Source organism: Megasphaera sueciensis, from assembly GCF_050219315.1.
In the GTDB taxonomy this organism is placed as follows: domain Bacteria; phylum Bacillota; class Negativicutes; order Veillonellales; family Megasphaeraceae; genus Megasphaera_A; species Megasphaera_A sueciensis.
Genome location: NZ_CP116939.1, coordinates 1714216 through 1739083 on the forward strand (window position 1 = coordinate 1714216; position 24868 = coordinate 1739083).

Annotated in this window: 23 protein-coding genes and 5 tRNA genes; 3 read left to right on the forward strand and 25 right to left on the reverse strand. The window is 39.4% G+C overall.

Annotated features, from left to right (window positions below; all coding sequences use genetic code 11):
* Positions 1–245: 245 nt before the first annotated feature.
* From NXG62_RS08240 to NXG62_RS08300, 13 genes are all read right to left on the reverse strand, one after another.
* Positions 246–1583 (reverse strand): acetyl-CoA hydrolase/transferase family protein, encoded by a 1338-nt coding sequence (locus NXG62_RS08240; protein ID WP_427111970.1) that lies wholly within the window; start codon positions 1581–1583, stop codon positions 246–248.
* Positions 1584–1596: 13 nt separating this feature from the next.
* Positions 1597–2169 carry an indolepyruvate oxidoreductase subunit beta gene (locus NXG62_RS08245; RefSeq protein WP_427111971.1) on the reverse strand — a complete coding sequence of 191 codons (573 nt, stop codon included), beginning with the start codon at positions 2167–2169 and terminating at the stop codon, positions 1597–1599.
* A gap of 2 nt (positions 2170–2171) precedes the next feature.
* A complete protein-coding gene (iorA, locus tag NXG62_RS08250) occupies positions 2172–3950 on the reverse strand; it encodes an indolepyruvate ferredoxin oxidoreductase subunit alpha (protein ID WP_427111972.1) in 1779 nt (592 codons plus the stop codon).
* A gap of 93 nt (positions 3951–4043) precedes the next feature.
* On the reverse strand, positions 4044–4796 hold the full coding sequence (locus NXG62_RS08255; protein ID WP_322351592.1) for an IclR family transcriptional regulator domain-containing protein: 753 nt from the start codon (positions 4794–4796) through the stop codon (positions 4044–4046).
* Positions 4797–4972: 176 nt separating this feature from the next.
* Positions 4973–6013, reverse strand: coding sequence for an ADP-ribosylglycohydrolase family protein (locus tag NXG62_RS08260; protein ID WP_427111973.1), 1041 nt, complete (start codon positions 6011–6013; stop codon positions 4973–4975).
* 21 nt (positions 6014–6034) lie between these two features.
* Complete coding sequence (locus NXG62_RS08265; RefSeq protein ID WP_427111974.1) at positions 6035–6976, reverse strand: cation diffusion facilitator family transporter; 942 nt, start codon at positions 6974–6976, stop codon at positions 6035–6037.
* Between the two features lie 46 nt (positions 6977–7022).
* Entirely contained in the window at positions 7023–7163 is a 141-nt protein-coding gene (locus tag NXG62_RS08270; RefSeq protein ID WP_427111975.1) for a hypothetical protein, read from the reverse strand.
* A gap of 225 nt (positions 7164–7388) precedes the next feature.
* Positions 7389–8579 (reverse strand): elongation factor Tu, encoded by a 1191-nt coding sequence (gene tuf, locus NXG62_RS08275; protein ID WP_427111902.1) that lies wholly within the window; start codon positions 8577–8579, stop codon positions 7389–7391.
* A 158-nt stretch (positions 8580–8737) separates the two neighbouring features.
* Positions 8738–8814: transfer RNA gene (locus NXG62_RS08280), tRNA-Met, on the reverse strand.
* A 5-nt stretch (positions 8815–8819) separates the two neighbouring features.
* Positions 8820–8895: transfer RNA gene (locus NXG62_RS08285), tRNA-Thr, on the reverse strand.
* Positions 8896–8933: 38 nt separating this feature from the next.
* Positions 8934–9009, reverse strand: a tRNA-Met gene (locus NXG62_RS08290).
* Positions 9010–9016: 7 nt separating this feature from the next.
* Positions 9017–9102, reverse strand: a tRNA-Tyr gene (locus tag NXG62_RS08295).
* A 5-nt stretch (positions 9103–9107) separates the two neighbouring features.
* Positions 9108–9183, reverse strand: a tRNA-Thr gene (locus NXG62_RS08300).
* Between the two features lie 198 nt (positions 9184–9381).
* Between NXG62_RS08300 and NXG62_RS08305 the strand changes: the two genes are divergently transcribed.
* The 3 genes from NXG62_RS08305 (at position 9382) to ychF (ending at position 13571) form a co-directional block, all read left to right on the forward strand.
* A complete protein-coding gene (locus NXG62_RS08305) occupies positions 9382–10317 on the forward strand; it encodes a DDE-type integrase/transposase/recombinase (RefSeq protein WP_427111976.1) in 936 nt (311 codons plus the stop codon).
* A gap of 826 nt (positions 10318–11143) precedes the next feature.
* Entirely contained in the window at positions 11144–12448 is a 1305-nt protein-coding gene (locus NXG62_RS08310) for an LL-diaminopimelate aminotransferase (protein WP_427111977.1), read from the forward strand.
* 16 nt (positions 12449–12464) lie between these two features.
* Entirely contained in the window at positions 12465–13571 is a 1107-nt protein-coding gene (gene ychF / locus NXG62_RS08315; RefSeq protein ID WP_427111978.1) for a redox-regulated ATPase YchF, read from the forward strand.
* 258 nt (positions 13572–13829) lie between these two features.
* On the opposite strand, the gene NXG62_RS08320 is transcribed toward ychF, so the two are convergent.
* The 12 genes from NXG62_RS08320 to NXG62_RS08375 all read right to left on the reverse strand — a co-directional run bounded on the left by NXG62_RS08320 (position 13830) and on the right by NXG62_RS08375 (position 24820).
* Positions 13830–14042, reverse strand: coding sequence for a hypothetical protein (locus NXG62_RS08320; RefSeq protein WP_427111979.1), 213 nt, complete (start codon positions 14040–14042; stop codon positions 13830–13832).
* A 69-nt stretch (positions 14043–14111) separates the two neighbouring features.
* Entirely contained in the window at positions 14112–14378 is a 267-nt protein-coding gene (locus NXG62_RS08325) for a DNA-3-methyladenine glycosylase I (protein WP_427114262.1), read from the reverse strand.
* Between the two features lie 17 nt (positions 14379–14395).
* Positions 14396–16327 (reverse strand): ABC-F family ATP-binding cassette domain-containing protein, encoded by a 1932-nt coding sequence (locus NXG62_RS08330; protein WP_427111981.1) that lies wholly within the window; start codon positions 16325–16327, stop codon positions 14396–14398.
* A 150-nt stretch (positions 16328–16477) separates the two neighbouring features.
* On the reverse strand, positions 16478–17584 hold the full coding sequence (locus NXG62_RS08335; RefSeq protein WP_427111982.1) for a type II secretion system protein GspD: 1107 nt from the start codon (positions 17582–17584) through the stop codon (positions 16478–16480).
* A gap of 103 nt (positions 17585–17687) precedes the next feature.
* Positions 17688–18362 (reverse strand): hypothetical protein, encoded by a 675-nt coding sequence (locus tag NXG62_RS08340; protein ID WP_427114302.1) that lies wholly within the window; start codon positions 18360–18362, stop codon positions 17688–17690.
* Positions 18286–19281, reverse strand: a complete 996-nt coding sequence (gene galE / locus NXG62_RS08345; RefSeq protein ID WP_427111983.1) for a UDP-glucose 4-epimerase GalE — start codon at positions 19279–19281, stop codon at positions 18286–18288. The genes NXG62_RS08340 and galE overlap by 77 nt, the downstream gene beginning before the upstream one ends.
* A gap of 5 nt (positions 19282–19286) precedes the next feature.
* Positions 19287–20726, reverse strand: a complete 1440-nt coding sequence (locus tag NXG62_RS08350; protein WP_427111984.1) for a glucose-6-phosphate isomerase — start codon at positions 20724–20726, stop codon at positions 19287–19289.
* A gap of 281 nt (positions 20727–21007) precedes the next feature.
* Complete coding sequence (locus NXG62_RS08355; RefSeq protein WP_427111985.1) at positions 21008–21775, reverse strand: amino acid ABC transporter ATP-binding protein; 768 nt, start codon at positions 21773–21775, stop codon at positions 21008–21010.
* A 15-nt stretch (positions 21776–21790) separates the two neighbouring features.
* Positions 21791–22441 (reverse strand): amino acid ABC transporter permease, encoded by a 651-nt coding sequence (locus NXG62_RS08360; protein ID WP_427111986.1) that lies wholly within the window; start codon positions 22439–22441, stop codon positions 21791–21793.
* 111 nt (positions 22442–22552) lie between these two features.
* Positions 22553–23356: an amino acid ABC transporter substrate-binding protein gene (locus tag NXG62_RS08365; protein WP_427114263.1), complete on the reverse strand. Its 804-nt coding sequence runs from the start codon at positions 23354–23356 to the stop codon at positions 22553–22555.
* Between the two features lie 21 nt (positions 23357–23377).
* Positions 23378–24175 carry an amino acid ABC transporter substrate-binding protein gene (locus NXG62_RS08370; RefSeq protein ID WP_427111987.1) on the reverse strand — a complete coding sequence of 266 codons (798 nt, stop codon included), beginning with the start codon at positions 24173–24175 and terminating at the stop codon, positions 23378–23380.
* Between the two features lie 159 nt (positions 24176–24334).
* Entirely contained in the window at positions 24335–24820 is a 486-nt protein-coding gene (locus NXG62_RS08375; protein ID WP_427111988.1) for a hypothetical protein, read from the reverse strand.
* Positions 24821–24868 lie beyond the last annotated feature (48 nt).

The following is a 24868-nucleotide window of genomic DNA, read 5'->3' on the forward strand; positions in this document are numbered from 1 at the left end:
TTCTACCATAAAAAGTTATTTCGTCAAACACATAATCAGCATTCCTAAAAGTGAACTTTCTCACAATAAAAAAGCATAACAATATACTTTTCTTTCTTTTTTAATTAAAAAGTAATTATAATTATCATTTTTAGCAAAAATTTTATAGTATTTATATCTATCTAAATAATACCTCTTACCATTTTAATAAAATACTCACAATTTATATACGTACCTTCCAGAACATAGCGCATATTATTTATCTCTTATCTATGATTAGAACGCCGCCATATCTTTTGTTTTGCTGCCGCGTCAATCAATGTTTCCCGAAATGCAGGATGGGCAATAGAAATAAGTGCCTCTGCTCTTTGCCAAGTAGTCTTTCCTGTAAGGGAAGCAATTCCATATTCTGTTACAATGCATGGTGCTTGGGTCCGCGGTGTAGTAATAATATCTCCAGCTGTAAACCTTGGTAAAATCCGAGAATGAATGTGTCCTTTTGCATCAAAAAAAGCCGAACTCATAGCTAAAAAAGCTTGTCCATGTTCAGATAAATATGTTCCAGTCACAAAATCCAGTTGTCCTCCGGTACCACTGATTTGCCGCATACCCGCCGATTCAGAACATACCTGGCCATATAGATCCACTGCAATACAGCCATTAATCGAAACAAAATTTTTAAACTGGCCAATAACATAAGGGTCATTGACATAGCTCATAGGTGCCGACATTATATCCATATTATGATCCATATAATCATACAACTCTCGAGACCCGGCACATGTCGAAAAAACACCTTTGCCCCGCTGCAGTTCTTTTTTTTGATTAGTAATTTTACCTGCTTGATACAAACTCAAATACCCATCACTCATAAATTCAGCATGCATTCCCAAATCTTTCAGTTCGGAACGCGCAATTAAATCACCTAATGCATTTGGCGTTCCTCCAATTCCTAATTGTAACGTCATACCGTTTTGCAAATAAGGAAAAATATAAGCTGCAATTTTTTTATCAATATCTGTTGCTGTAGAATTAGGCACCCCCCCTACCGGGACGTTGCTTTCTACAATGCTATCCACCTCTGAAATATGAATATGATCACAAGCAAGACCATAAATGACCGGCATATTAGGATTTACTTCCAAAATGACATGTGCAGCCTTATCAATAATTTCCTGAGTAGCGCAGTTATTAAGTCCAAAACTGAAGTTGCCGTTTTTATCCATAGGGGCTGCTGTAATCATAACAACATCCACGTTAGCTAGTCCACGGGTATAATAAGAGCCGCAGTTACGAAACAACATAGGTGAAAAAAAAGCTCCTCCTCTGTCAATATAGTGCCGTCCATATCCTGAACAATGCCACGTATTATATGTAAACGATATATTCTCGGGATCTTGTTCTGCTACTTTCACCGGTTTTACCTCTAGATTTCCCCGCACATTTACATCATGGAGGTCTCCTTTCCGAGCAGCTAATGCTGCATCTAAAAGTTCTGGAAATGCCGCTCCCGCACAATAATCGACCCAGTCTCCATCTTGGACAATCTTAACGGCTTCTTCCGGAGTCTTTATTTTTTTTTTATATTCCTTCATATAATTCATGTCTTTGCTTCCCCTATGCTTCAAGCCCTGCATGATATGCACGAATATTAACCTCAATCGTTTTTGGTTTTACATTATCACGTATAGCTTGTTCCCAATCGATGTGTATGAGTCCCATCGCTTTAACAAGAGCCCCAAAAAGAACAACATTCATACACTTTGGATTGCCAATATCACGGGCAATATCTCCTGCTTTGATTACAGTCGCATCTGCATGAGATATAATTTCCTCAATGATATGTGATGGATAATCACACGCTCCCATGAGAATAGGCGCTGAAGGAATTTGATAATCATTGACAACTATTTTCCCCTCCGGTCGAAGATGTCCGAGATATCGCAGTCCTTCCATTTGTTCAAAAGCTACCAGCACATCGGCTTCTCCTTTGCCAATAATCGGTGAAAAGACTTTTTTTCCAAATCTCACTTGCGTACTAACACTTCCTCCTCTCTGACTCATACCATGTATTTCTGACATTTTTACATCATAACCGGCGGTAATCAATCCATTTGACAAGATAGAACTGACAAGGATAGTCCCCTGCCCACCTACACCTACCAATAAAATATTCTTTACATCTGTCATGATTATTCACCGACCCTTTCTATAGCTTGCACCGGACACACCTGTGCACACACAGTGCAGCCGTCACATTGTACATCATCAATATTGACTTTTTTATCCTCTTTTTTATAAACAAGTGCCGGACATCCAGTCGTTGTACACCTGCGACAGCCAATGCACTTTTCTGTATCTACCCGGCAGGTTCCTTTATAATGTCCAAATTCAGCAATATCTTCAGGTGTATGCTTTTTTAAAACACACGGCCACCGCGTAATAATAACTGACGGGCCATCAAGCGACATCGCCCATTCCAAGGCATCATCAACTTCTTTTAAATGAAGAGGATTAACCGTTCGAACATATTTAATTCCTAATGCTTTGACCAGCAACGGCAAATCTGTAACATTTGTTTTATCTCCTTGCAAGGTATATCCCGAACCAGGATTGTCCTGATGCCCTGTCATCCCCGTAATTCGATTATCCAAAATAACAGTAACAATTTTGCTATTGTTATATACTGCCTGCAGTAAACTGTTCATTCCTGTATGGAAAAAAGTGGAATCGCCAAGAACTGCAACAACACGCATAGAATCATCATACTTTTCAAACACTTTTTTTGCCCCATGTGCTGTACTGATGCTGGACCCCATACAAATACAGGTATCTTGAGCATTAAGGGGTTCAGATCCTCCCAATCCATAACAACCGATATCACCCGTCATCATAACGTTTTTCTTTTTACTCAAAACATAAAAAAAACCTCGATGCGGACAACCTGCACATAATGTCGGCGGACGTCCAATCACTTTGTCCGTATCATAAGAGAGAGTAGAACGCCCTTCTCCCAAAAAAGCTTTAGCCACAATATCAGGATTTAATTCTTCAATCCCAGGTATTTTATCTTTCCCAATACAATGAATCCCTGCCGCTTTAATTTGTATTTCCAAAAAAGGATCTAACTCTTCAATGACATATAACGTCTCTACTTCTTTAGCAAATGCTTTAATTTTTTCTATAGGCAGCGGATGGGTAAAGCCCAATTTCAGATAGGAAACCGTATCCCCAAAAACTTCTTTGGCATATTGAAAAGAAATGCCTGAGGCAATAACTCCGATATGTTTATCATTCCATTCTATATAATTTAATGATGTTTGTTCAGAATACGCTGCTAATTTCTTTAAACGGTCTTCTACAACATAATGCAATTTTTTTGCATGTGCCGGAATAAGTGAGTACTTAGCAAAATTTTTCACATATGGTTTTTTTGCCAGTTCTTCCCGTTCCTTAAATTCTACTAAACTTTTACTATGACATACACGTGTCGTCATCCGAAATAACACTGGGGTATCAAATTTTTCACTTATTTCCAGTGCAGTTTTGACCATATCTTTAGCTTCTTGGCTATCACTCGGTTCAACCATCGCCACTTTAGCCGCTACGGCAAAATGGCGGTTATCTTGTTCATTTTGCGAAGAATGAAGTCCCGGATCATCTGCATCAACAATAATAAATCCCCCATTTACCCCTGCATATGCACAACTAAAAAAAGGATCTGCCGCAACATTAAGTCCGACCATTTTCATAGCCGAAAGCGCTCTCCCTCCCGCTAGAGAAGCACCAATAGCGCTTTCAACAGCTACTTTTTCATTCGGAGCCCATTCAGCTATAATATCCCCCTTATACTTACTAATATTTTCCAAGATTTCGGTACTAGGCGTTCCTGGATAGGCGGCTGCATAGACCACTCCTGCTTCATACGCACCGCGAGCAACTCCTTCATTTCCTGACAATAATTTTTTCATCTGTATCCCTCATTTCTTTAAATATATGTTATTATATATTTGTTGCTTTATATGCAACGATGTTCCCTTTTTATTGCAGAAAAATCACCTTGCTTATACAAGATGTGAAATTTCTTCCGCTGCTTCTTTCACAGCCGCAATAATCCCTGGCAATTCTCGTTCCGATATTCTGGTTACTGGGCCAGATAAACTAATCGCCGCGGTAATGTCATGATTTTCTCCAAAAATGGGTGCCGCTACACAGGTAAGACCTATTTCCAATTCCTCTCTATCTACAGCATATCCATCCGTGCGGATTTGAGATAATTCCTGCCGCAGCAGATTCCAATCAGTCACTGTATGTTCCGTAAAACGTGGCAGCATGCAGTTCTCATATTGCCGTAAAAAAGCATCGTCAGCATATGCCATGAGACATTTTCCTGATGCCGAACAATAACTAGGACTGACAGAACCCACGGGAGGGGCTAAATTTAACACTTGCTGCGATTGAATTTTTTCTAAAACAATATGCTGCGGGTACGGCCCGCCGTTCCGCTGTAAAACAGTAATGTGGACTCCCTCATTAAATTTTTCAGCCAGCGCTTTGGCATACGGATATGCAAGTTTCTGCAAAGGTTCCTGCTGACGAAACAACATGCCTAATGAATATACCGACAAACCCAGCCAATATTTACCGGTCTCTTGATTCTGTCGAACAAAACCTCTACTTTCCAATGTTTCCAATGTACGGCAAACCGTACTTTTATGAATACACATTTTTTTACTGATTTGTGTAACACTTAATTCTTTTTTTTCTTGTTGAAAAAGTTGAAAAATTTGCAGCGCTCGATCAATAGAACCTATCACACGCCTTCCTCCTTCTAAAAATTCAGTTTAGTTGCTATATATGCAATACTGTTCCAAAATAAGTATATATAATTATGGTATATCTTACTATTATATTTGTCAATACAAAATAACAGAGAGCGCCTTATCTAACATAATACATGCAACGCTCTCTGTTATTAATTTTTGTAATAGCTTTATGCCTTATCATTATTATACGTATACAAACATTTCGCCATCTTCTTTAATAAATCCAGACATTCCAAATGACTGATCCAATTTTTCGGAACTTCTTCAATACCATACAAAGCACCTGCCAAATTACCACAGACAGCTCCACATGAATCACTATCTCCATCATGGTTGCATGCCATAATAACAGCATCTTTTAACTTTCCCGTTTTAAGCAAGCAATAAACTGCGGCTGCTAATGCTTCTTCCGCTACCCATCCAGCCCCAATTCTCCCTAATGATTTAATTGGGTCTCTATCTGTTGCAGATTCATCAATTGCCAATTTAAGAGCAGTCAATACTTCTTCATGATTCTCATATCCCTGTAATATATGCATCATTTCCGATATAACAAACTTGATATTCTTCTCTGTCAACAATAAGGATATAGCCGCACTCAGTGTACCTGCTGCCAGATATCCTGTAGGATTCCCATGTGTTAAAGATGCAGACTGGCATCCTACATAAAACGCTTTTTCCGGATCCCCGGCATAAAACATCCCTACTGGCGCAGCCCTCATAACGGTCCCACAACCTTTACTGTTATTTAAGGTTGCATCTTCATTGCAAATTTTCCCCGATGACAAAACAGATAAACAGGTCATTCCCGGAGAACGACGTACGAATAAATCTTTGTCACTCATTATATCATAATGCCAATATTGTTCATGAGCCTGCGTTTTTATCCATTTAGCCTGTTCTGGTCGGACAATGTGTTCTGTCTGAGTGTAGTACCACCGCATATAAGAACGATACAGTCCTTCCTGCGGAAGTAAATCATCATGACTAGCCCACAATAATCCATCTGCCGTAAACAAAGCCATTTGCGTATCATCAGAAATAACCCCGCGGCGACCGTTGGATTCAAGCTTTAATACAGTGCGCAGTCCATAAGGTCCATATTTTTTCCGAATCGTATCTAAATTATCAAATTCGATTAGGAAACCCAATGCATCACCTGTCGCACCGCCAAGCATACATCCCATAAAGCGGTCACTTTTATTCATGCTTACCCCCCCCAACGCCGGTTATCCTGCCTCTCCCAGCTCATAATCCTTTGCCATCCAAGTTTTTGTTGTTGTAAAACTGATAGTCAACCATTTTTCATAAGACGGATATCCAATAGAATGATCAATTTCTGTTCGAATTCGATCTAACTCTGCCACATTTTGTATAGGATAATCACGTGGCAATAATATGTCTATCTCAATAATCTTCGCCCGCCCATACGCCTGCACACTGGAAACATAATCGCTGAAGCCATATCGCTCCATAAACCGATCCATAACCTGCTGAACATGATTATGCAATTCAATAGGTGCCACGCCTAAAATTTGCTTAACAGACGGAATTAAAATTTTCATGGCAGGTGGTATCATTTGAATTGCCAATACTATCATAATCAACGAATCTACATAAATGCCTAAATATGCAAATCGTGTATACTGCATAACCCATGCAAATCCAAAGCTAAGCAATAATCCAGAAGCCAAGGTGGCATCAACAAACCAACTTACATTATCATAATGAACTAAATAAGACTGTATATTTTTATTGGTGCGACGAACATAAAAATAAAAAAACCAATCAAGTAAAGCGAAAAAAGCGGCATAGTATGTCGCTATGCCAAAAGACATGCTATGTCCCCCATCTAAAAGTCCTGCAATGCCTGCATAAAAAGCATACACAACAACTAATAAAGTAAATGTTCCCTCTAGGAACATTACTACAGGTTCACATTGCCAATAACCGAATTGAAAACGTTTGCTTGATTCACGTTGTGTCAACTCCGAAGTAACCATCATCAATACCTTAATAATGATAGCAACAAAAGAAAAAATACCATCCAACAAGATTGCCTGGGAGTTGCTCAGGATACCTGTTACGGTACCTCCTACCGCTACAAGTCCCATCATTGCTGCCGACAAGATGAGCAATCTCTTCTCACTGCGTTTTGCTCCCATATTCATTATAAAACCTCCTTACAAACAATACCAAAATCAATGTTTGTAAGAATCAGCCTAAATAACTGCTGTAATATCTCTTTGTATCCTGTTTTTGATTCATAATCAAGGGACAGCGATTCCATTGCCACTTACCTAAAACGCTATGCCCGACCCAACATTTCTTAAAACGACCCGAGCTCAGTGTGTACATAATAAAACCTCCAATATTTTTAAAAAACTTATTTACATAAAGTGCAATATAGTATATAATTAAATTTTACTTTATTGATCTGTATTTAATTATAACAGATTTCAGCTTAAAAAATCAACTCCTCTTTATCATAAGACAAATATCTGCAGTTTATATGCCCTTCAACTAAAAAAACCAGCCGTGACTACGACTGGTTTTTTGCAGTTCTGCCGTTACAGCAGCTGCTTATTTATCTTCAATTTCAGATACAACACCGGCGCCCACTGTACGGCCGCCTTCACGAATAGCAAAACGCAGACCCGGTTCAATCGCAATCGGTGTGATCAATTGTACATCCATCTTGACATTATCGCCAGGCATGCACATTTCTGTCCCTTCCGGCAGTTCGATAACGCCGGTTACGTCCGTTGTGCGGAAGTAGAACTGTGGACGATACCCGTTGAAAAACGGGGTATGCCGGCCGCCTTCTTCCTTCGTCAGTACATATACTTGCGCCTTAAAGGTCGTATGGGGATGGATCGATCCCGGTTTCGCCAATACCTGTCCCCGTTCGACTTCCTTCCGATCAACCCCGCGAAGCAGTGCTCCAATGTTATCCCCGGCTTCTGCCACGTCCAACAATTTCCGGAACATTTCTACCCCGGTGACTACCGTGCTCTTCGCTTCCTTTGCCATCCCTACGATTTCTACCGTGTCTCCCACTTTTACCGTTCCGCGTTCTACACGGCCGGTCGCTACCGTACCGCGACCAGTAATGGTAAATACATCTTCGATCGGCATCAGGAACGGTTTGTCGGTCGGCCGGTCCGGTGTCGGAATGTATTCGTCTACGGCATCCATCAGCTTCAAAATGCTGGCTTCTGCTTCCGGATCCCCTTCCAAAGCTTTCAACGCGGATCCCACGATAATAGGAATTTCATCTCCGGGGAAATCATAACTGGAAAGAAGTTCGCGGACTTCCATTTCTACTAGTTCAATCAATTCCGGATCATCTACCTGATCGGCTTTGTTCAAATATACAACCATTGCCGGCACGCCTACCTGGCGGGCTAACAGGATATGTTCACGCGTCTGCGGCATCGGGCCGTCTGCGGCGCTTACTACCAATATAGCTCCATCCATCTGTGCGGCGCCTGTGATCATGTTCTTTACATAATCAGCATGCCCCGGGCAATCAACATGTGCATAATGACGTTTATCTGTTTCATATTCTACGTGTGCTGTATTGATCGTAATACCGCGTTCACGTTCTTCTGGTGCTTTATCAATGTCAGCATACGCTTCAAACTTGGCATAGCCCTTTTTCGACAATACTTTGGTAATAGCTGCTGTCAATGTCGTTTTGCCATGGTCTACGTGTCCGATCGTCCCTATATTGACATGCGGTTTGGTTCTTTCGTATTTTTCTTTAGCCATTTTACTGTTCTTCCTCCTTTAGGAAAAAATAATCTACTTCTTATTGTACATTATTTTACAAAATTATTCTACTAGTTTTGACGCGGCATTGGCTGCTTATGTAATTCTATCCATCCGTATACAGAAATAACCCCGTTAGAACGAGGTTATAAGAAGTATGGTGGCGGCTCGGAGATTCGAACTCTGGACACTGCGGGTATGAACCGCATGCTCTAGCCAACTGAGCTAAGCCGCCATGTGTGGAGCTATTGACCGGGATTGAACCGGTGACCTTATCCTTACCAAGGATACGCTCTACCGACTGAGCTACAACAGCTTATACCGTTCAAAGCAGATATAAAGTTGTGAAAAATATGGTAGCGGGGGCAGGACTTGAACCTACGACCTTCGGGTTATGAGCCCGACGAGCTACCAACTGCTCCACCCCGCGACAAAAATGGTGGTGGGGGAAGGATTCGAACCTTCGAAGGCGAACGCCGGCAGATTTACAGTCTGCTCCCTTTAGCCACTCGGGAACCCCACCAATTTTGGAGCCGACGATAGGACTTGAACCTACAACCTACTGATTACAAGTCAGTTGCTCTACCAATTGAGCTACGTCGGCAATTGCTCCGCTATATTGTTCAACAGAACATAAATAATTATACTTTCCAGAGTCATTTCTGTCAAGAGTATTTCTACATTTTTCTTTGTTTTTTTGTAGGTTTACCATAGATATGTTACAAAAACAGAAAAGAGAGAACACCTTTTTGTGTTATGCTTAAGTTACTACGCAAAACCATAACAGAAAGGGAGTCCTCTCATGAACAGCATAACACAAGATGTAAAATATCGTCTATCTATTCTTTCCTATGCAACAAAGCATGGTGTCACAAAAACTGCCATAAAATATCGTACGAATCGCCAGTTTATCTATCGCTTGCAATGGCGCTATGAGGGTACCCCGGCATCGTTACAGCCTCGATCCAGACGTCCCCACCATCATCCCAATCAACACACTTCTCAAGAGATGACACTGATTCAGAACATGCGACGACGAAATCCCCATGCCGGACTGGTCGTGTTTTGGGTCAAACTGAGAAAGCGTGGTTACACACGTTCCATCACGGGCCTGTATCGCTGTCTGAGGCGTATCGGACTGAAACGGAAATCGATACCTAACCCCAAATACATCCCCAAGCCCTATCAACAAGCGCTGTTCCCTGGAGAAAAAGTACAGATCGACGTAAAAGTCGTTCCTTCTGCCTGTATCGTGGGGCAGGCGGATGCACGGGGTGAAAAGATGTACCAGTACACCGCTATGGATGAATGTACCCGTGTTCGCTATTGGGAAGCGTTTCAGGAACAGAGTACCTATTCCTCTACTGTGTTTCTCCAACATCTTGTCAGAAAATGTAAGTTCCCTATTCACAAAATTCAAACCGATAACGGATTTGAATTTACGAATCGATTTGGTCCAAGCAAACTGGAAAAATTAACTTTATTTGAACAGCAGTTAGCAGCGTATGGCATTGTACATCAAAAAATCCGTCCCTATACACCAAGACATAACGGAAAGGTAGAACGATCTCACCGAAAAGATAACGAGTATTTCTATGCGAATCATCGCTTTTATTCCTTTGAAGATTTCAAAAAACAGTTGGCTGTCCGTAATAGAGAATACAATAATTTTCCTATGCGTCCCCTGGCTTGGAAATCTCCCAATGAAGTTCTCCGATCTTTTCTCTCCGCTATGTAACATATGTTTGACAAACCTACAATTTCTACATTTTTCTTTGTTTTTTTACTAGGTTAATTGCAATAACGATTTCTACCCCCAGTAACATCACCTGACATAATTACTTTTACAAACAAGAAGGGAGAAGCAACTTCTTCCAGAATATCTGAGATAGAACATATTGGCAGATGCTGATTCGTTAGGAAATCCTTGTAATGATATGCTCGCATTTATCCTTTCCAAAACGTATCCTTATTCAACAGGCTTTAATACAATGTCTCTCGTTTAAACAAATCGCTTGGGACCTGCGCCGTCATCGTTTCATCTATCAAAGTATACCTTCTTACGACTTGTCTGCCATGACTATCTACCGCATCGTTCCCGCTATTGGAAAAGCATTTGTATGACGCTGCGCTAACACACACCAAGCACACTGTGTCCCTACAGAATCCCTTTTGGAAGTGGTACTTGCTCCCGATAAACTTCATGCTATGAATCTTACGTGTTTCTCCATTGGTCAAGCGGATCATATCTCACATCGTATTTGTATCATTCCCGCCGATGAATTAATGTCATCCGAGAAGTTTCTTACCATTATAAGGAGCTTACCATCATCGGGTAGAAATAAATCTTACAAAGTAAAATTTATTTTTTCTTTTCGCCCTAGTCAGTATTTTTATCATTTTTCTTTTTTATATCATCGGCATATATATCTCTCTTCATGGATATTACACTTTTTACTATTTAATTGTATCGCCAAGAATTCTCTTTGCAAGGCTCTCCGAATGTAGTAAAATGAATTGTACGCCGTTATATCAATATCGTTGTATACAAGGAGGGGCTTATTATGGCACATATTAATGAAAATTATTTAAAACTCCCCGGTAACTATTTATTTGCAACAATTGCAAAAAAAGTAGCCGATTTTTCACAAAAAAATCCTAATGCTAATATTATTCGTCTAGGTATCGGTGATGTGACCCGACCTTTAGCACCAGCGGTCATTGAAGCTATGCATAAAGCTGTTGATGAAATGGGTAAAGCCAAAACGTTTCGTGGATATGGTCCGGAACAAGGGTATGAATTCCTTATCAACAAAATCATCGAATGGGATTATGAAACACGCGGTATCCATCTCGACACAGACGAAGTATTTATTGGTGATGGTGCCAAAACAGATGTCGCATGTATTCAGGAAATATTTGATAAAAATCTGACATTTGCCGTTGCAGATCCGGTATATCCAGTATATCTCGACTCTAATGTCATGGCTGGCCACACAGGTGAATTCATTGATTTGAAGGGCATTTATAAAGATGTTGTTTATCTTCCCTGTACAGAAGAAAATGGGTTTAAAGCAGAACCTCCAAAAGACCGAATTGAAGCACTAGAATTAAAAAACTGCTGTTTCCCTGTACCTGCAAACAAAAAGAAAGAACATGTTGATCTCGTTTACCTTTGCAATCCAAGCAATCCTACAGGCACCGCAATGAGCAAAGAAGAACTTGCGGCTTGGATAACCTATGCGAAAGAAACCAAAGCTATCTTGTTATATGATTCGGCCTATGAATCTTACATTACGGAATCGAATATACCACATAGTATTTATGAAGTAGAAGGTGCTAAAGATGTCGCTATCGAATTCCGCTCTTATTCCAAATCAGCAGGATTTACAGGAACTCGCTGCTCATATGTTGTTGTCCCAAAAACGGTTTTAGCGTATACAGCAAAAAATAATGCCATTTCCTTAAATCAATTTTGGAACCGACGTCAATGTACCTGCTTTAATGGAACTCCTTATATTATTCAGCGCGCTGCCGAAGCAGTTTACTCAGAAGAAGGCCGGAACCAATGCAAAGCTGACGTTGATTATTATATGGAAAACGCCCATATTATACGCGATGGCTTACAGGCTGCCGGCTATACAGTATATGGCGCTACCAATTCTCCATATGCCTGGGTCAAAACTCCTGCGAACATGAAGAGCTGGGACTTTTTTGATCTTCTCCTAAAAAAAGCACACGTTGTCACTACCCCAGGGTCCGGATTTGGTCCTCATGGCGAAGGTTTCCTGCGTCTTACCGCTTTTGGCACAAGAGAAAATACTATTGAAGCAGTCAATCGTATTGCTGATTTAAAATTGATTAAATAAAAAAGGTGGAATATCATTGAGTACCAATCTGGAAGTCGGCATCGTCGGTCTGCCGAATGTAGGCAAAAGCACATTATTCAACGCAATTACCAAAGCCGGCGCAGAAGCTGCAAATTACCCCTTCTGCACAATAGAACCTAATGTAGGTGTTGTAGAAGTCCCTGATCATCGTATCCAAGTGCTTACGGATATGTATAAACCCAAAAAGACAATTCCTGCCGTTATGCGGTTTGTTGATATCGCCGGTCTTGTCGCTGGTGCTTCAAAAGGAGAAGGTTTGGGAAATAAATTTTTAAGTCACATCCGTGAAACAGATGCGATCGCTGAAGTTGTCCGTTGCTTTGAAGATTCTAATATAACTCATGTTTCAGGCTCTATTGACCCCTTGCGGGATATTGATATCATTAATACAGAGTTATGTTTAGCTGACATAGAAACTGTCCAAAAGCGGGATGACCGTATCAAAAAAATTGCACAATGCGGTGACAAGGAAGCTAAAATAGAAGATACGCTCTTAATGAAAATTTTATCTTGTTTAGAACTTGGCAATCCTGTCCGCAAAGCAAGCCTTACCAAAGACGAGATGGGTATCATAAAAGATTTGAATCTCTTAACACTGAAACCAATTATATATATTGCAAATGTTGCGGAAGACGAAGCCGGTCATCCCAATGATAATCCATATGTCAAAAAACTTGAAACATTTGCCGCCGAAGAAGGAGCTAAAGTGGTCGCTGTATCAGCAAAGATCGAAGCAGAAATCGCAGAACTTCCAGAAGATGAAGCTGCCATGTTCTTAGAAGAATTAAATCTTCCCGAAGCCGGTCTTGATAAACTGATTAAAGCGAGTTATTCATTATTGGGTCTCATTAACTTCTTTACAGCAGGTGCCGATGAAGTCCGCGCTTGGACTATCGTTAATGGTACTAAAGCACAAAATGCTGCTGGCAAAATCCACACCGACATTGAACGGGGTTTTATCCGTGCCGAAATTGTTTCATATGATGACCTCATTGCTTGCGGCAGTGAAACAGTCGCTAAAGAAAAAGGGCTAGTCAGGCTGGAAGGGAAAGAATATGTTATGCGTGACGGTGATATTACGTACTTCCGTTTCAATGTATAACCCTAATATATGAAAGTAACGCCATATCGATTAATTCCCAAACAACAACTCCACGTATTTGTTGTAATTTACATTATCTGAACAACTATATTTTACATACATGCGTATTATATTTGCAAAACTTGTTATGTTGCCATATATGAAGAAGCGCTCACCTTTGATTCCTGTAGGGTGAGCGCTTCTTCATATATGGCATTTTTAATGTTAAAAATATAATCTGATTTATAATTCTATAAATTAACACATGGATTCCAAACATTATCCCAAACAAAAATTCAACAAATTCACACTCCCCATTATCAGCGTGCCATCGACACCACGCTCTCCATCCATGTCTATGATTTCTCCATACCCGTCATATCCATGCTGCCATGACTCCCCCGGAAGAGGCACCGCATAACTAGCAGCAATACCCTGCTCCTCAGTGAATATAACAATGTATCTAGGGCAACTGCACCTGCTATTTTTCATTTGAAATCGCCTCGTTATAAATAACATATTATGTATAAATTCCTGCTTATTTTTTCCGAAATTTCGTTTTTAGCCGGTATCCTTGATTCCTTTACCTATATGGTTTTCAGTATAGGCCCATACATAAGAAGAAAAACTTCCATACTTTTTCTGTATTTGAATAACCGCCAATGCATTCTGACGAACAGAGTACACTTTCTTTCTGTTTTTTACTATACCATAATCAGCAATAATCCGTTCTAACTCATCATTATTCATTTCAGCCCAAGAACAGCGTTCGCAGACATTATCTGTTGGTTTATCATATATCGCTCGCTTCCTTAAAACTACAAAAATATTGTTTTATTTCTATTTTACTCACTCAAAGTTTCCCATTTTTCATAGGCTTTATCGAGTTTTTTTTGTGTTTCTTCATACTGTTCCGTCAATGCCATCATTGTTTCAGCGTTGGTTTGATTTTCAGGCAAATTCATTTGAAAATCATACATTTTCAAAGTCGCTTCCCATTCAGCGATCTTCATCTCTATATTTTCCAATTTTTTAGCTGCACCATACAAAGAGGTCTTACGAACAGTGGATTCTACATTACTTTTTTTAACTCTTATTTTCTTATCTTTTTCAGCAGACAGAAAAATATCTTCTTTTTTTTGTACACTATCTGCCTTCTCTAGTAACTCTTGAGCAGCTAATTCTTCTTTTTCCTGTTCTTTTTCTCGATAATATGTATAATTTCCTAAATATTCCTTAAGTTTTTTATTTTCCAAGACTAGCATACGTCCAGCAATTTTATCAAGAAAATATCGGTCATGAGACACAACAAGATACGTACCGCCAAAATCAAGAAGTGCCTGTTCCAGAATTTCTCGAGTAGGTATATCAAGATGATTCGTTGGTTCATCAAGAATCAAAAAGTTCGGTCCGTGTAAAAACAATTCCAACAATGCCAACCGCGCCTGCTCTCCACCACTCAACGTATCAATACGTTTATATACATCGTCCCCGCGAAAAAGAAAACTACCCAAAACGGCACGAGCATCTTCTTCACTATAACTAAATTCGTTCATAATTTCTTCCATAACCGACCACGTACCATGAAGTTCCGTATGTTCTTGAGCAAAATAACCAACATGCACCCGGCTTCCCAACGTAATATGACCGCTGTCAAACGTTTTTTTACCCATAATCATCTGAAAAAGTGTTGTTTTTCCCGTCCCATTAGGTCCGATAAGTGCCGCTGATTCCCCACGACGCAGCAGTAAAGATAAATGGTTAAAAAGTTGTTTATCTCCATAACCACCGCAAATATCATCCAGAACCAGTACCTTTTGTCCGCACTCTTCTACTGGCTTAAATGCAAAGTGGAGTGAATCTCTTTCTGAAGTAAATTCAATGCGTTCCAGACGATCTAGTTGAGATTGACGCCCACGAGCCTGCTTTGATTTAATACCGGCTTTATATTTACGAATATACTCCTCTGTTTCCTTGATCTGTTCCTGCTGTTTTTCATAAGCGTTTTCCATCGCTTTGCGGCGTTGCTCCCGCTGTTGAATATAGCGGGAGTAATTGCCTTTGTATTTTGTTATGGTTCCATTTTCCATCTCCAAAATACTGGTTGTTACCCTATCCAAAAAATATCGGTCATGAGATACGATAAGGATACCGCCCCCATAGGACAACAAATAGCTTTCCAACCATTCAAGCATTTCCATATCAAGATGATTCGTCGGTTCATCGAGAAATAAATAATCCGGGCGACATACCAATGCTTTTGCCAAATTAATTCGTGTTTTCTGGCCTCCTGAAAAACTTTGCACAAGGCGATCCATATCTGCTTCCGCAAAACCTAATCCATGAATAATTTTTCGTGACATTGCTTCATATTCATAGCCACCAAGCCATTCAAACCGTTCCTGTAAGCGGGAATATCGATTCATAAGTTCCTGGGAATCCGGCTCATGCTGCATAGCTTGTTCTGTTTCTTTTAACTGTATTTCGCAACGAAGTACATCCTGCCAAGCTTCGGTAATTGTTTGACGCAGCGTAACTGCAGTGTCAAACGTTATATTTTGCTGCAGATACCCAATCGTTTCGCCTTCAGAAATGACAAAAGCACCCGCGTCATATTCTTCTTGTCCCATAAGACATTTCAAAAGAGTTGATTTTCCCACACCATTAGCACCAATAAGTCCAATTCGTTCACCACGGCGCAATTCAAAAGAAACATTTCGAAATATTGTATGTATACCAAATGATTTTGTTAATTTTTGTACCCTAATACTTCCCACAATATAATCCCCTTATCTTTCCATAATCTATCGATTATTATATCATACATTACGTATAGCAGCATTGAAAAAATCATGGATAACATCTATACGTATTGGTTATGAATCAACATATTATAAAGGCAGAGGGTTTTTAAAATTTTACTTTTGTCAATCTTTCACAATCTCAGCTTTGACCATAATAACAATTTCAGTCTCCTTGCTGGATGTATAATGACTGCGAAACAACCTTCCTATAAACGGTAAACTGCTCAAAATAGGAACTTTTCGAAAATTTTCTATATCTTCTTTATCAATAAGTCCTCCGATAATAAGAGTTTTCCCTTGTTGAATCCGCACTTGCGTTTCTGCCTGACGAGTCATGAATCGATAGGCCTTAAGTTCTGTCACCAGAACAGGCGTACTTACTTCTGCCTGAATGTGTGCGGTAATAGAACCGTCATCGTGAATCCATGGCGTATACATAAGTTTAATGCCTGCATCAGTATAGTCTGTCGTTGTGGTCGTCTGTCCATTCTGTAAATGCTCTGTAAGTATAGGAATTTTATCTCCAATGAGAATTTTTGCCATTCTGCCATTACTTGCCATCATATGCGGTTTAGCCAAAATCTTAGCTTTTCCTTGGGTTTCCAGTGCCCGAATCTGTGCGGTATAAGCAAAACTGCTTTCATGTCCCGGCCCTCCCTCGGCATTCCGCCAATCCCAGTTAATGCCTAATTCTTTAATAGCTTCTTGATTTAAAGCAGCAATCTCTACTTCAACATTAACTTGCCGAGGTGGTATATCAATTTTTTTTAATAGACTTTGTACAGCTGCAATCTCTCTGCTGTTTCCTTGGACAACCAAAGAATTAGTATCTCCATGACAGCGAATATGGGTATCAGATATAATCGCCTGTACCGCTTTTCGTGCTTCCTCTGCTGAAGTATAAGAAAGACCAAAGGTATGCAATTCTTTACCTCCTTCTGTTTTCCGGCCAGCTGTTATCATGTAAATATAACCGCTTTTATCATAATACAGATTTTGGCTGGAAGCGATAGCCGCTAATGCCTCTTCAACAGTTACATCAACAAGATACATCGTTATATTTCCTTGTACAGTATCATCAACAATAAGATTAATTCCTCCACTGCGGGCAAGTCCTTCTACAACAGATCGAACAGGTACATCATGTACGTCAATGTGAATCGTCGAAGCATTAAGTTGAACAACATAAGATAAAAAAATAAAATTTGCCAATATAATCTTTTTTAGCATGTTATATATCCTATTCTTACAAAAAATATTCTTCTCGTCATCCGCCGTCATATTTATTAATAAATGCATTTATTTTCACTGCATTTACCGTTGTAGGTTAGTACTATATCCGTATTTCGATTAGTTTTCCCTCTTTTTTTAATCCAATCGCATTGATATTAATATACATCACAGTACAATCGGCTATTTGGTCTCCTACAGCACAAAGACGTGTATCTTTTCCTGACTGCAGCAAAACCAAACGTCTACCAGCAGATTCCATAAACCCACAATATCGAGGAAATAGCTCTTGTGATATTTTTTTCTGTGATTTTTCTGCATTCTTTTCTTCTGTTTGGCTGTTAACTGTTTTTTTCAAATGCTGTACATGTTTTTCAAACAAATCCGGCATAGGTTTATTTCGTCTCACAGCAGATACATCATACACGCAAATTGCCAAATCAACAGTTTCTATATCTGATATCCCTTCATTTTTATAATGCTTTTCCGAACTTGTTTGTTGTTCTTGGGAAACAAAAACAGGGGATGAAACATTCTCTGAATGTTTCACTTCCCCTGTTGTCTGTCGGATTAGATCTATAGAATTGTCATTTCCAAAAAAGCATATGCCCATAAGAAAAATCAAAATGGCTCCATAAGGAAACCATTTTTTATATTGTCGGGCTATATAATGCTTAACACCAAGCATTATAGCCCGTAACTTATCTCGGAGTACCATAACCATGAGGATGAGCGCTGTGCCATTTCCATGCATCGGCAATAATATTTTCCACATCACTATATTGTGGCTGCCAACCGATGACTTTTTTTATTTTTTGAGATCCCGCCACAAGGACAGCCGGATCTCCGGCACGCCGCGGTGCCTCTTCTACAGTAAAATCTCTTCCCGTTATTTTTTTTGCTGCATCAATAATTTGCCGAACACTAAAGCCCTGCTGTGAACCCAGATTAAAATATTGCGATATTCCACCCATACTAAGATAATCCAGTACCCGACAATGCGCATTTGCTAAGTCAGTCACATGGATATAATCGCGAATGCAAGTACCATCTTCCGTAGGATAATCGGTTCCAAATATTTTAATGCTTGATCTTTGTCCTAGCGCTGTCTGCAGAACAAGTGGTATAAGGTGGCTTTCCGGCATATGATCTTCCCCAATTGTACCATCATGATCCGCCCCCGCCGCATTAAAATAGCGAAGCGCCGCATACCTTAACCCATAGGCACGGCTAAATTGATCCAGCATGTGTTCAATCATAAGCTTGGTCTGCCCATAAACATTAGTGGGTTTATATGGCATATCTTCTGTAATCGGTATGCTTTCCGGTTCACCATAAACCGCCGCTGTCGAAGAAAAGACAAAATATTTCACTCCAGCCTGCCGTACCGCCTCCAAAAGACAATAAGAACCAACAATATTATTGTCATAATATATAGTCGGATTATCCATTGATTCTCCAACTTGACTATGTGCGGCAAAATGGACAACGGCTTCTATTTTATTCATTTCCATTATGTTCCGAACCGTATCTATATGATGGATATCCTCCGTAATCAAAGTTACCCCTGCCGGCACAGCCTGACGATGTCCGCGAGACAAATTATCCAATACGAGTACCGTATGACCTTGTGCCACCAGTGCTCTCACAGTATGGCTTCCAATATACCCGGCCCCGCCAGTCACTAATATATGCATCTATATCATTCCTCCTGCAATTCTTTTAATTTTTGCTTCAAAAAAGATTTATAAATCTCCACTCCCGGTTGATCAAAGGCATCCACATTGGCAAACTCTCCTTCATACGCAATAGATATGCAAAGCATAAACATAAGCTCACCCAAGTGGAATGGTGTCAATTCCGGTATAATAAATGTCGCATTATAACGTTCTTCTTTTGCCAATGCATACGCATTTGATTTTTGTGCGGCCTCCAATATACTACTCAATGGTAAGCCGCTAAAAGAAGACAAGGCCCCATATTCATCATAAATATGTGGAACCACTATATCTTGCTGCCACTTTTTCACCGCTACAAACTGCACGACTTTATTTAATGGCCCTTCCTGATGTTCTTGTGTTTGAGCATGCATATCCGTTGTCCCGACAGCTACTACCGGAGTACGTCCGTAATGAATAATATTACCATCTTTATCTACGCGTTTTCCCAGCGATTCAGCAAGAAGCTGAACATACCATTCCGATAAAGATCTCAGGCAATCCCCATAGGGCATAAAAACTTCAATATTACGTCCATGATTCACTCCCGCCAAATATTTCAAAACACTATTAAGAAGTGCTGGATTTTTCCAAATATCTGCAGACTGGCAAAACAAATCCATAGCTCGCGCTCCCGAAAGAAAAGATTGAAAGTCAAAACCAATCAACGCACCTACAATAAGTCCTACCTCTGAAAACACACTAAACCGACCGCCCACTCCGTCAGGCACACAGAAAACAGGCCATCCTGATTTACGGGCAAGTTCATGAAGAAGCGTTTCCCGGCTCCCAGAATGAGGATCGGTAACAGCTATAACCTCTAGTTCAATACCACTATCTTCCAGCTCCTTTTTGCAAATCATAAAATTTGACATCGGCTCGATAGTAGACCCAGACTTAGATATAACAACCGCCATGACTTTATATCCGATTTTACGGCGGCTGTCCGATTTAAGATATCGAATCAATTCGCTGAGCTTACGGGGATCGACATTATTACCGGCAAAAAAAATTTTAGGCCACCCATTTCGTTCTGCATCACTTTTCAAATTCCAAAATTCACCGCACTGCACATCGAACAGAACTTTTCCCCCAAGATATGAACCGCCTATACCAAAGAAAATCACCGCATTCATTTGTCCCTTGACAGAACGGCCTAATTCTTCAAGTGCCATTATACGTTTCGGGCAGTTTATATTTCCCTCAGCTATATAAGGAAGCTGCATATATAACACAGGTTCCGGTTCTCCGTCTTTAGATAAATGTCCGGATACTATACCGGTTTTACGGATATTCATTACAGTATTATGAGCCTCAGTGTACACCGGGGAAAATTTTCTCAGTTCTTCTTCCGTAATTTTTCCCGGTCCATATAAATTTTCCGTGTCAAAAACAAATCCTGTTTCTAATGTAATCCCCGACATATAATCACTACCCTTCGCATTCGATATGTTCTACTTTTATTATACCATAGCAAAAAGGAACACGCAGAAAAAATGCGACATCTGTTAATATACTATTCTTAACTTTTAAGTCAATATATCATGTATATTAGTTTTATTCAATCCATTTCATATTTTTTTAATTTTTAAATGACATTTTTAAATTAGTTCCAATTAAATATTAATCTTTTTTTAACACCTCCAATAAAATAATGTATACTGATAAAAAAGTGATTCGCCAAAATTGGCGAATCACTTTTTTATCAAAAACGCAGCATAGATTTTAAAAAGCTTTTAGTCCGTGTTGATTTTGGATGTTCAAAAATTTCTTCTGGTGTTCCTTCTTCTTCAATAATTCCTTCTGCCATAAATAAAATACGCTTGGAAACTTCTTTGGCAAAAGCCATTTCATGCGTAACAATAATCATCGTCATATTGTCATCAGCTAACTGTTTAATCGTCCGTAAGACTTCTCCTGTTAATTCTGGATCCAATGCAGATGTCGGTTCATCAAAAAGCATAATGTCCGGATTCATTGCCAATGCCCTGGCAATAGCCACTCGTTGTTTTTGTCCCCCAGACAATCGGGAAGGGTAAACATTGCACTTATCCCATAACCCCACCTTTTTAAGCAGTGCTTCTGCTATCGGCATTATTTCTTCTGTCTTCTTGCCTTGTACAATACGCGGGGCTTCCAAAACATTGTCGAGCACCGTCATATGCGGAAATAAATTAAAATGCTGAAAACACATTCCCATACGAAGACATATTTTATGCACTTGTGAAGAAGGTGCATAAATGGATCTGTTCACGCCCTGCGGCTGCCGCGCCATAACATCTCCACCGATGGTAATAGTACCTCCATCAATAATTTCCAAATTACATAAACAACGCAAGAATGTACTTTTTCCGCTTCCAGAAGGTCCTATAATAGAAACAACTTCGCCTTCTTCTACATGCATGGTACAATCTTTTAACACTTCCAAACTGCCAAATCTTTTATGTATGTGATCCATTTCAATTAAGCTCATACTTACATTCCTCTCTTATTCATCATATACGGCATAGCGTGCTTCCAAATAGCTAAATATTTTTGTCAGGATGAATGTAAAAAATAAATAGAACACGGCCGCAACAATAAATGCCGTTGTGTCGAAATCTCGCTGTACAATAGAACGTGTAATACGCAAAATATCATTCATTGCTAAGATATATACCAGAGAGGTATCTTTCAAAAGGTTAATCGTTTCATTTGCTATCGGCGGCAAGACTCGTTTTACAACCTGTGGCAAAATAATGCGACGCATAGTTTGTACATACGTCAGTCCTAACACCTTAGCTCCTTCGTACTGTCCTCGTTCAATAGATTGGATACCGCCGCGGAAAATTTCCGCAAAATAAGCTGCATAATTAAATACAAATGCGATAATGGCAGCCGGAAAATCAGGAAGCCTCAGTCCTTCAATAATAAACGGCAGCCCATAATAAATAAATAAAATCTGCAGCATAAGCGGAGTACCACGCATAACATAAATATAAGCACCCATAAACTTACGCAAGGGAGTCAGTTCAGAAATACGAGCCAATGCCATGAATATACCTAAAGGCAAGCTTAACACAATTGTTATTACAAATATTTTCAAAGTAATCTGCAAACCCACCGCAACAGCAGGTACAATATTTAGTAAATAATCCATGTAAACACTCCTTACATACACTATCCCGGTAAAAAAGCAAAGCCTATAAATACTTAAATGAGGGGCCGTCTGGTCCCTCATTTATCAGCATTCAAAACCTATACTTTTAATTTACTGCACAGGAATTGTAATATCTGTTTTAAACCATTTTTCCGATAACTTCTTCATTGTACCATCTGTACTCATTTCCTTCAATACAGAATTTAATTTATTCACCAACACCGCATCGTCTTGCCTCATACCGACTCCAAACTCTTCATCCCCCATACTGCCTGCAAGTACGCGGAATTTTCCTTCCTTTTTAGTCATATAGTATCGACCGACGACACTATCAACTAACACGCCATCCGTGCGTCCTACTTCCAAATCCATCAAAGCTGCAACAAAATCGCCATACAATTTTACATCTTGTAAGGAATTCTTAAAATCTGGATCTTTATCCAACGCATCTACAGAACTGCTTCCTTCCTGCGTACCAATGATTTTTCCTTTCAAATCATCCTTAGTCTGAATCGGTGAATCTGCCCGAACAATAAGTATCTGCGCATTCTTCATATATGGTTTAGAAAAAGCAATTTGTTTTTTTCGGCTATCTGTAATAGTAAGACCATTCCACAGCATATCTACCTTTTTACTCTTTAAAGCAGCTTCCTTGCTATCCCAATCTATTGGTTTGAATTCAACCTTTACACCCATCCGCTTTGCAGCTTCATTAGCTAAATCAATATCAAAACCAATAAGATTGTTACTTTCATCCCGAAAGCCCATCGGCGGGAAATTATCATCAAGACCAATAACGATTTTATCAGGCATCTTTTGACTATCCTGTTTCTGTGATTGACTTCCACATCCAATAATCAAAATTGCAGCAGTAACTGCAATCATACCTGCTAAAACCGTTTTTTTCCAATTCATCATGAGTATTATCCTCCTATATTACAGGGAAACATCCATACCGAACCATTTTTCCGAAATTGTTGTTGATGTACCATCTTTATGCATTTCTTCTAAAACATTATCAAGCTTTGCCTTCAGTTCTGTATCATCCTTGCGCATACCCACTCCGCTCGGAATATCAGGGTATCCTACATCAATAATGCGAAAATCCGATTTATTTTTTGTCATGAAATATCCTGCTGAAGTCTTAGCAACAACAACGGCATCAATGCGCCCGACTTGAAGATCCATAAAAGAAGTAACATTATCAGAATATGTTTTTAACTCCTTAAAAGAATCTCTTAATTCCGGTTCTTGATTAATTGCCTCAAGTCCAGTACTGCCTTGTTGCGTACCAACAATTTTACCAGCTAAATCAGCTTTTCCTTTGATGGGTGAATCCGCACGAACCAGAAGTATCTGCGGACCATTTTCATAAGGGCGGGAAAAAAGAATATTTTTTTCTCGCTCAGGAGTAATAGATAGCCCATTCCAAATCGCATCAATTTTTTTACTTTTCAACTCTGTTTCTTTACTATCCCAATCAATAGGCTTGAATTCAACCTCAATTCCTAAGCGCTTTGCCGCTTCCTTAGCCATATCAATATCAAAGCCGACCAACTCACCACTTTCGTTATGAAAGCCAAAAGGGGGGAAATTATCATCAAGTCCGATAACAATCTTATTCTTCTGTGCCGTTACTCCAGAATCTGCATTCTTTTGATCACCACAGCCAACAGCAAAAAAGACAACCATACTTGCCGCAAGCCCGGCAACAGCTAACTTTTTCCAATTCATGAGGACATCGCTCCTTATATTGTTAGAATCAATATAATTATTGTACTTTATTTTGGTAAAACAAGAAAGTATTTTTACCATTCAAAAATATATATTTATAACTATTTATCTTTTATTATCTAATCTTTTTGATGGTTTTCTCCATTTTATAAACTATTTTCATTTTTCCTGTTCTTTTTTAATTCGTTGAATAATTGTCTGTTTGTGCTTAGAAGTTAAAAACTGCAGATGAATAGGCAATACAGATATACCTCCCTCTTCAGGCGCTCCCAGTTGAATTTCCCGCCAATCATCTGAGATACTAAAAATATTTTGATAAGGAATGAATATCAGTGACTTCTCTTCGTGAATTTGTTCATCTATAAATTCACGAAGAGACATAAATTGTCTCCGTACAATGATTCCTTTCTCTGTCACATAGCACATAATATCGCGCTGCCGATGAATACGCCATAAACAAAAAATAAGGACACCCATATTATCTAATTTTGAAAAAAAAGTTGGTTCCGGCAACATATCCCACAGAAAATACGCTCCAACAAGAGTAAATATAAGTTGCATAAAAATCGAAAAAATACGGGAATTCTCATATTTTTCTTCTATTTTCCCACAGGAAAACCGTTGTATCAATCCTAATGTATTCATAAGATCTCCCTTTGCTATATTATGTATTTAAAATATCTCACTTTTATT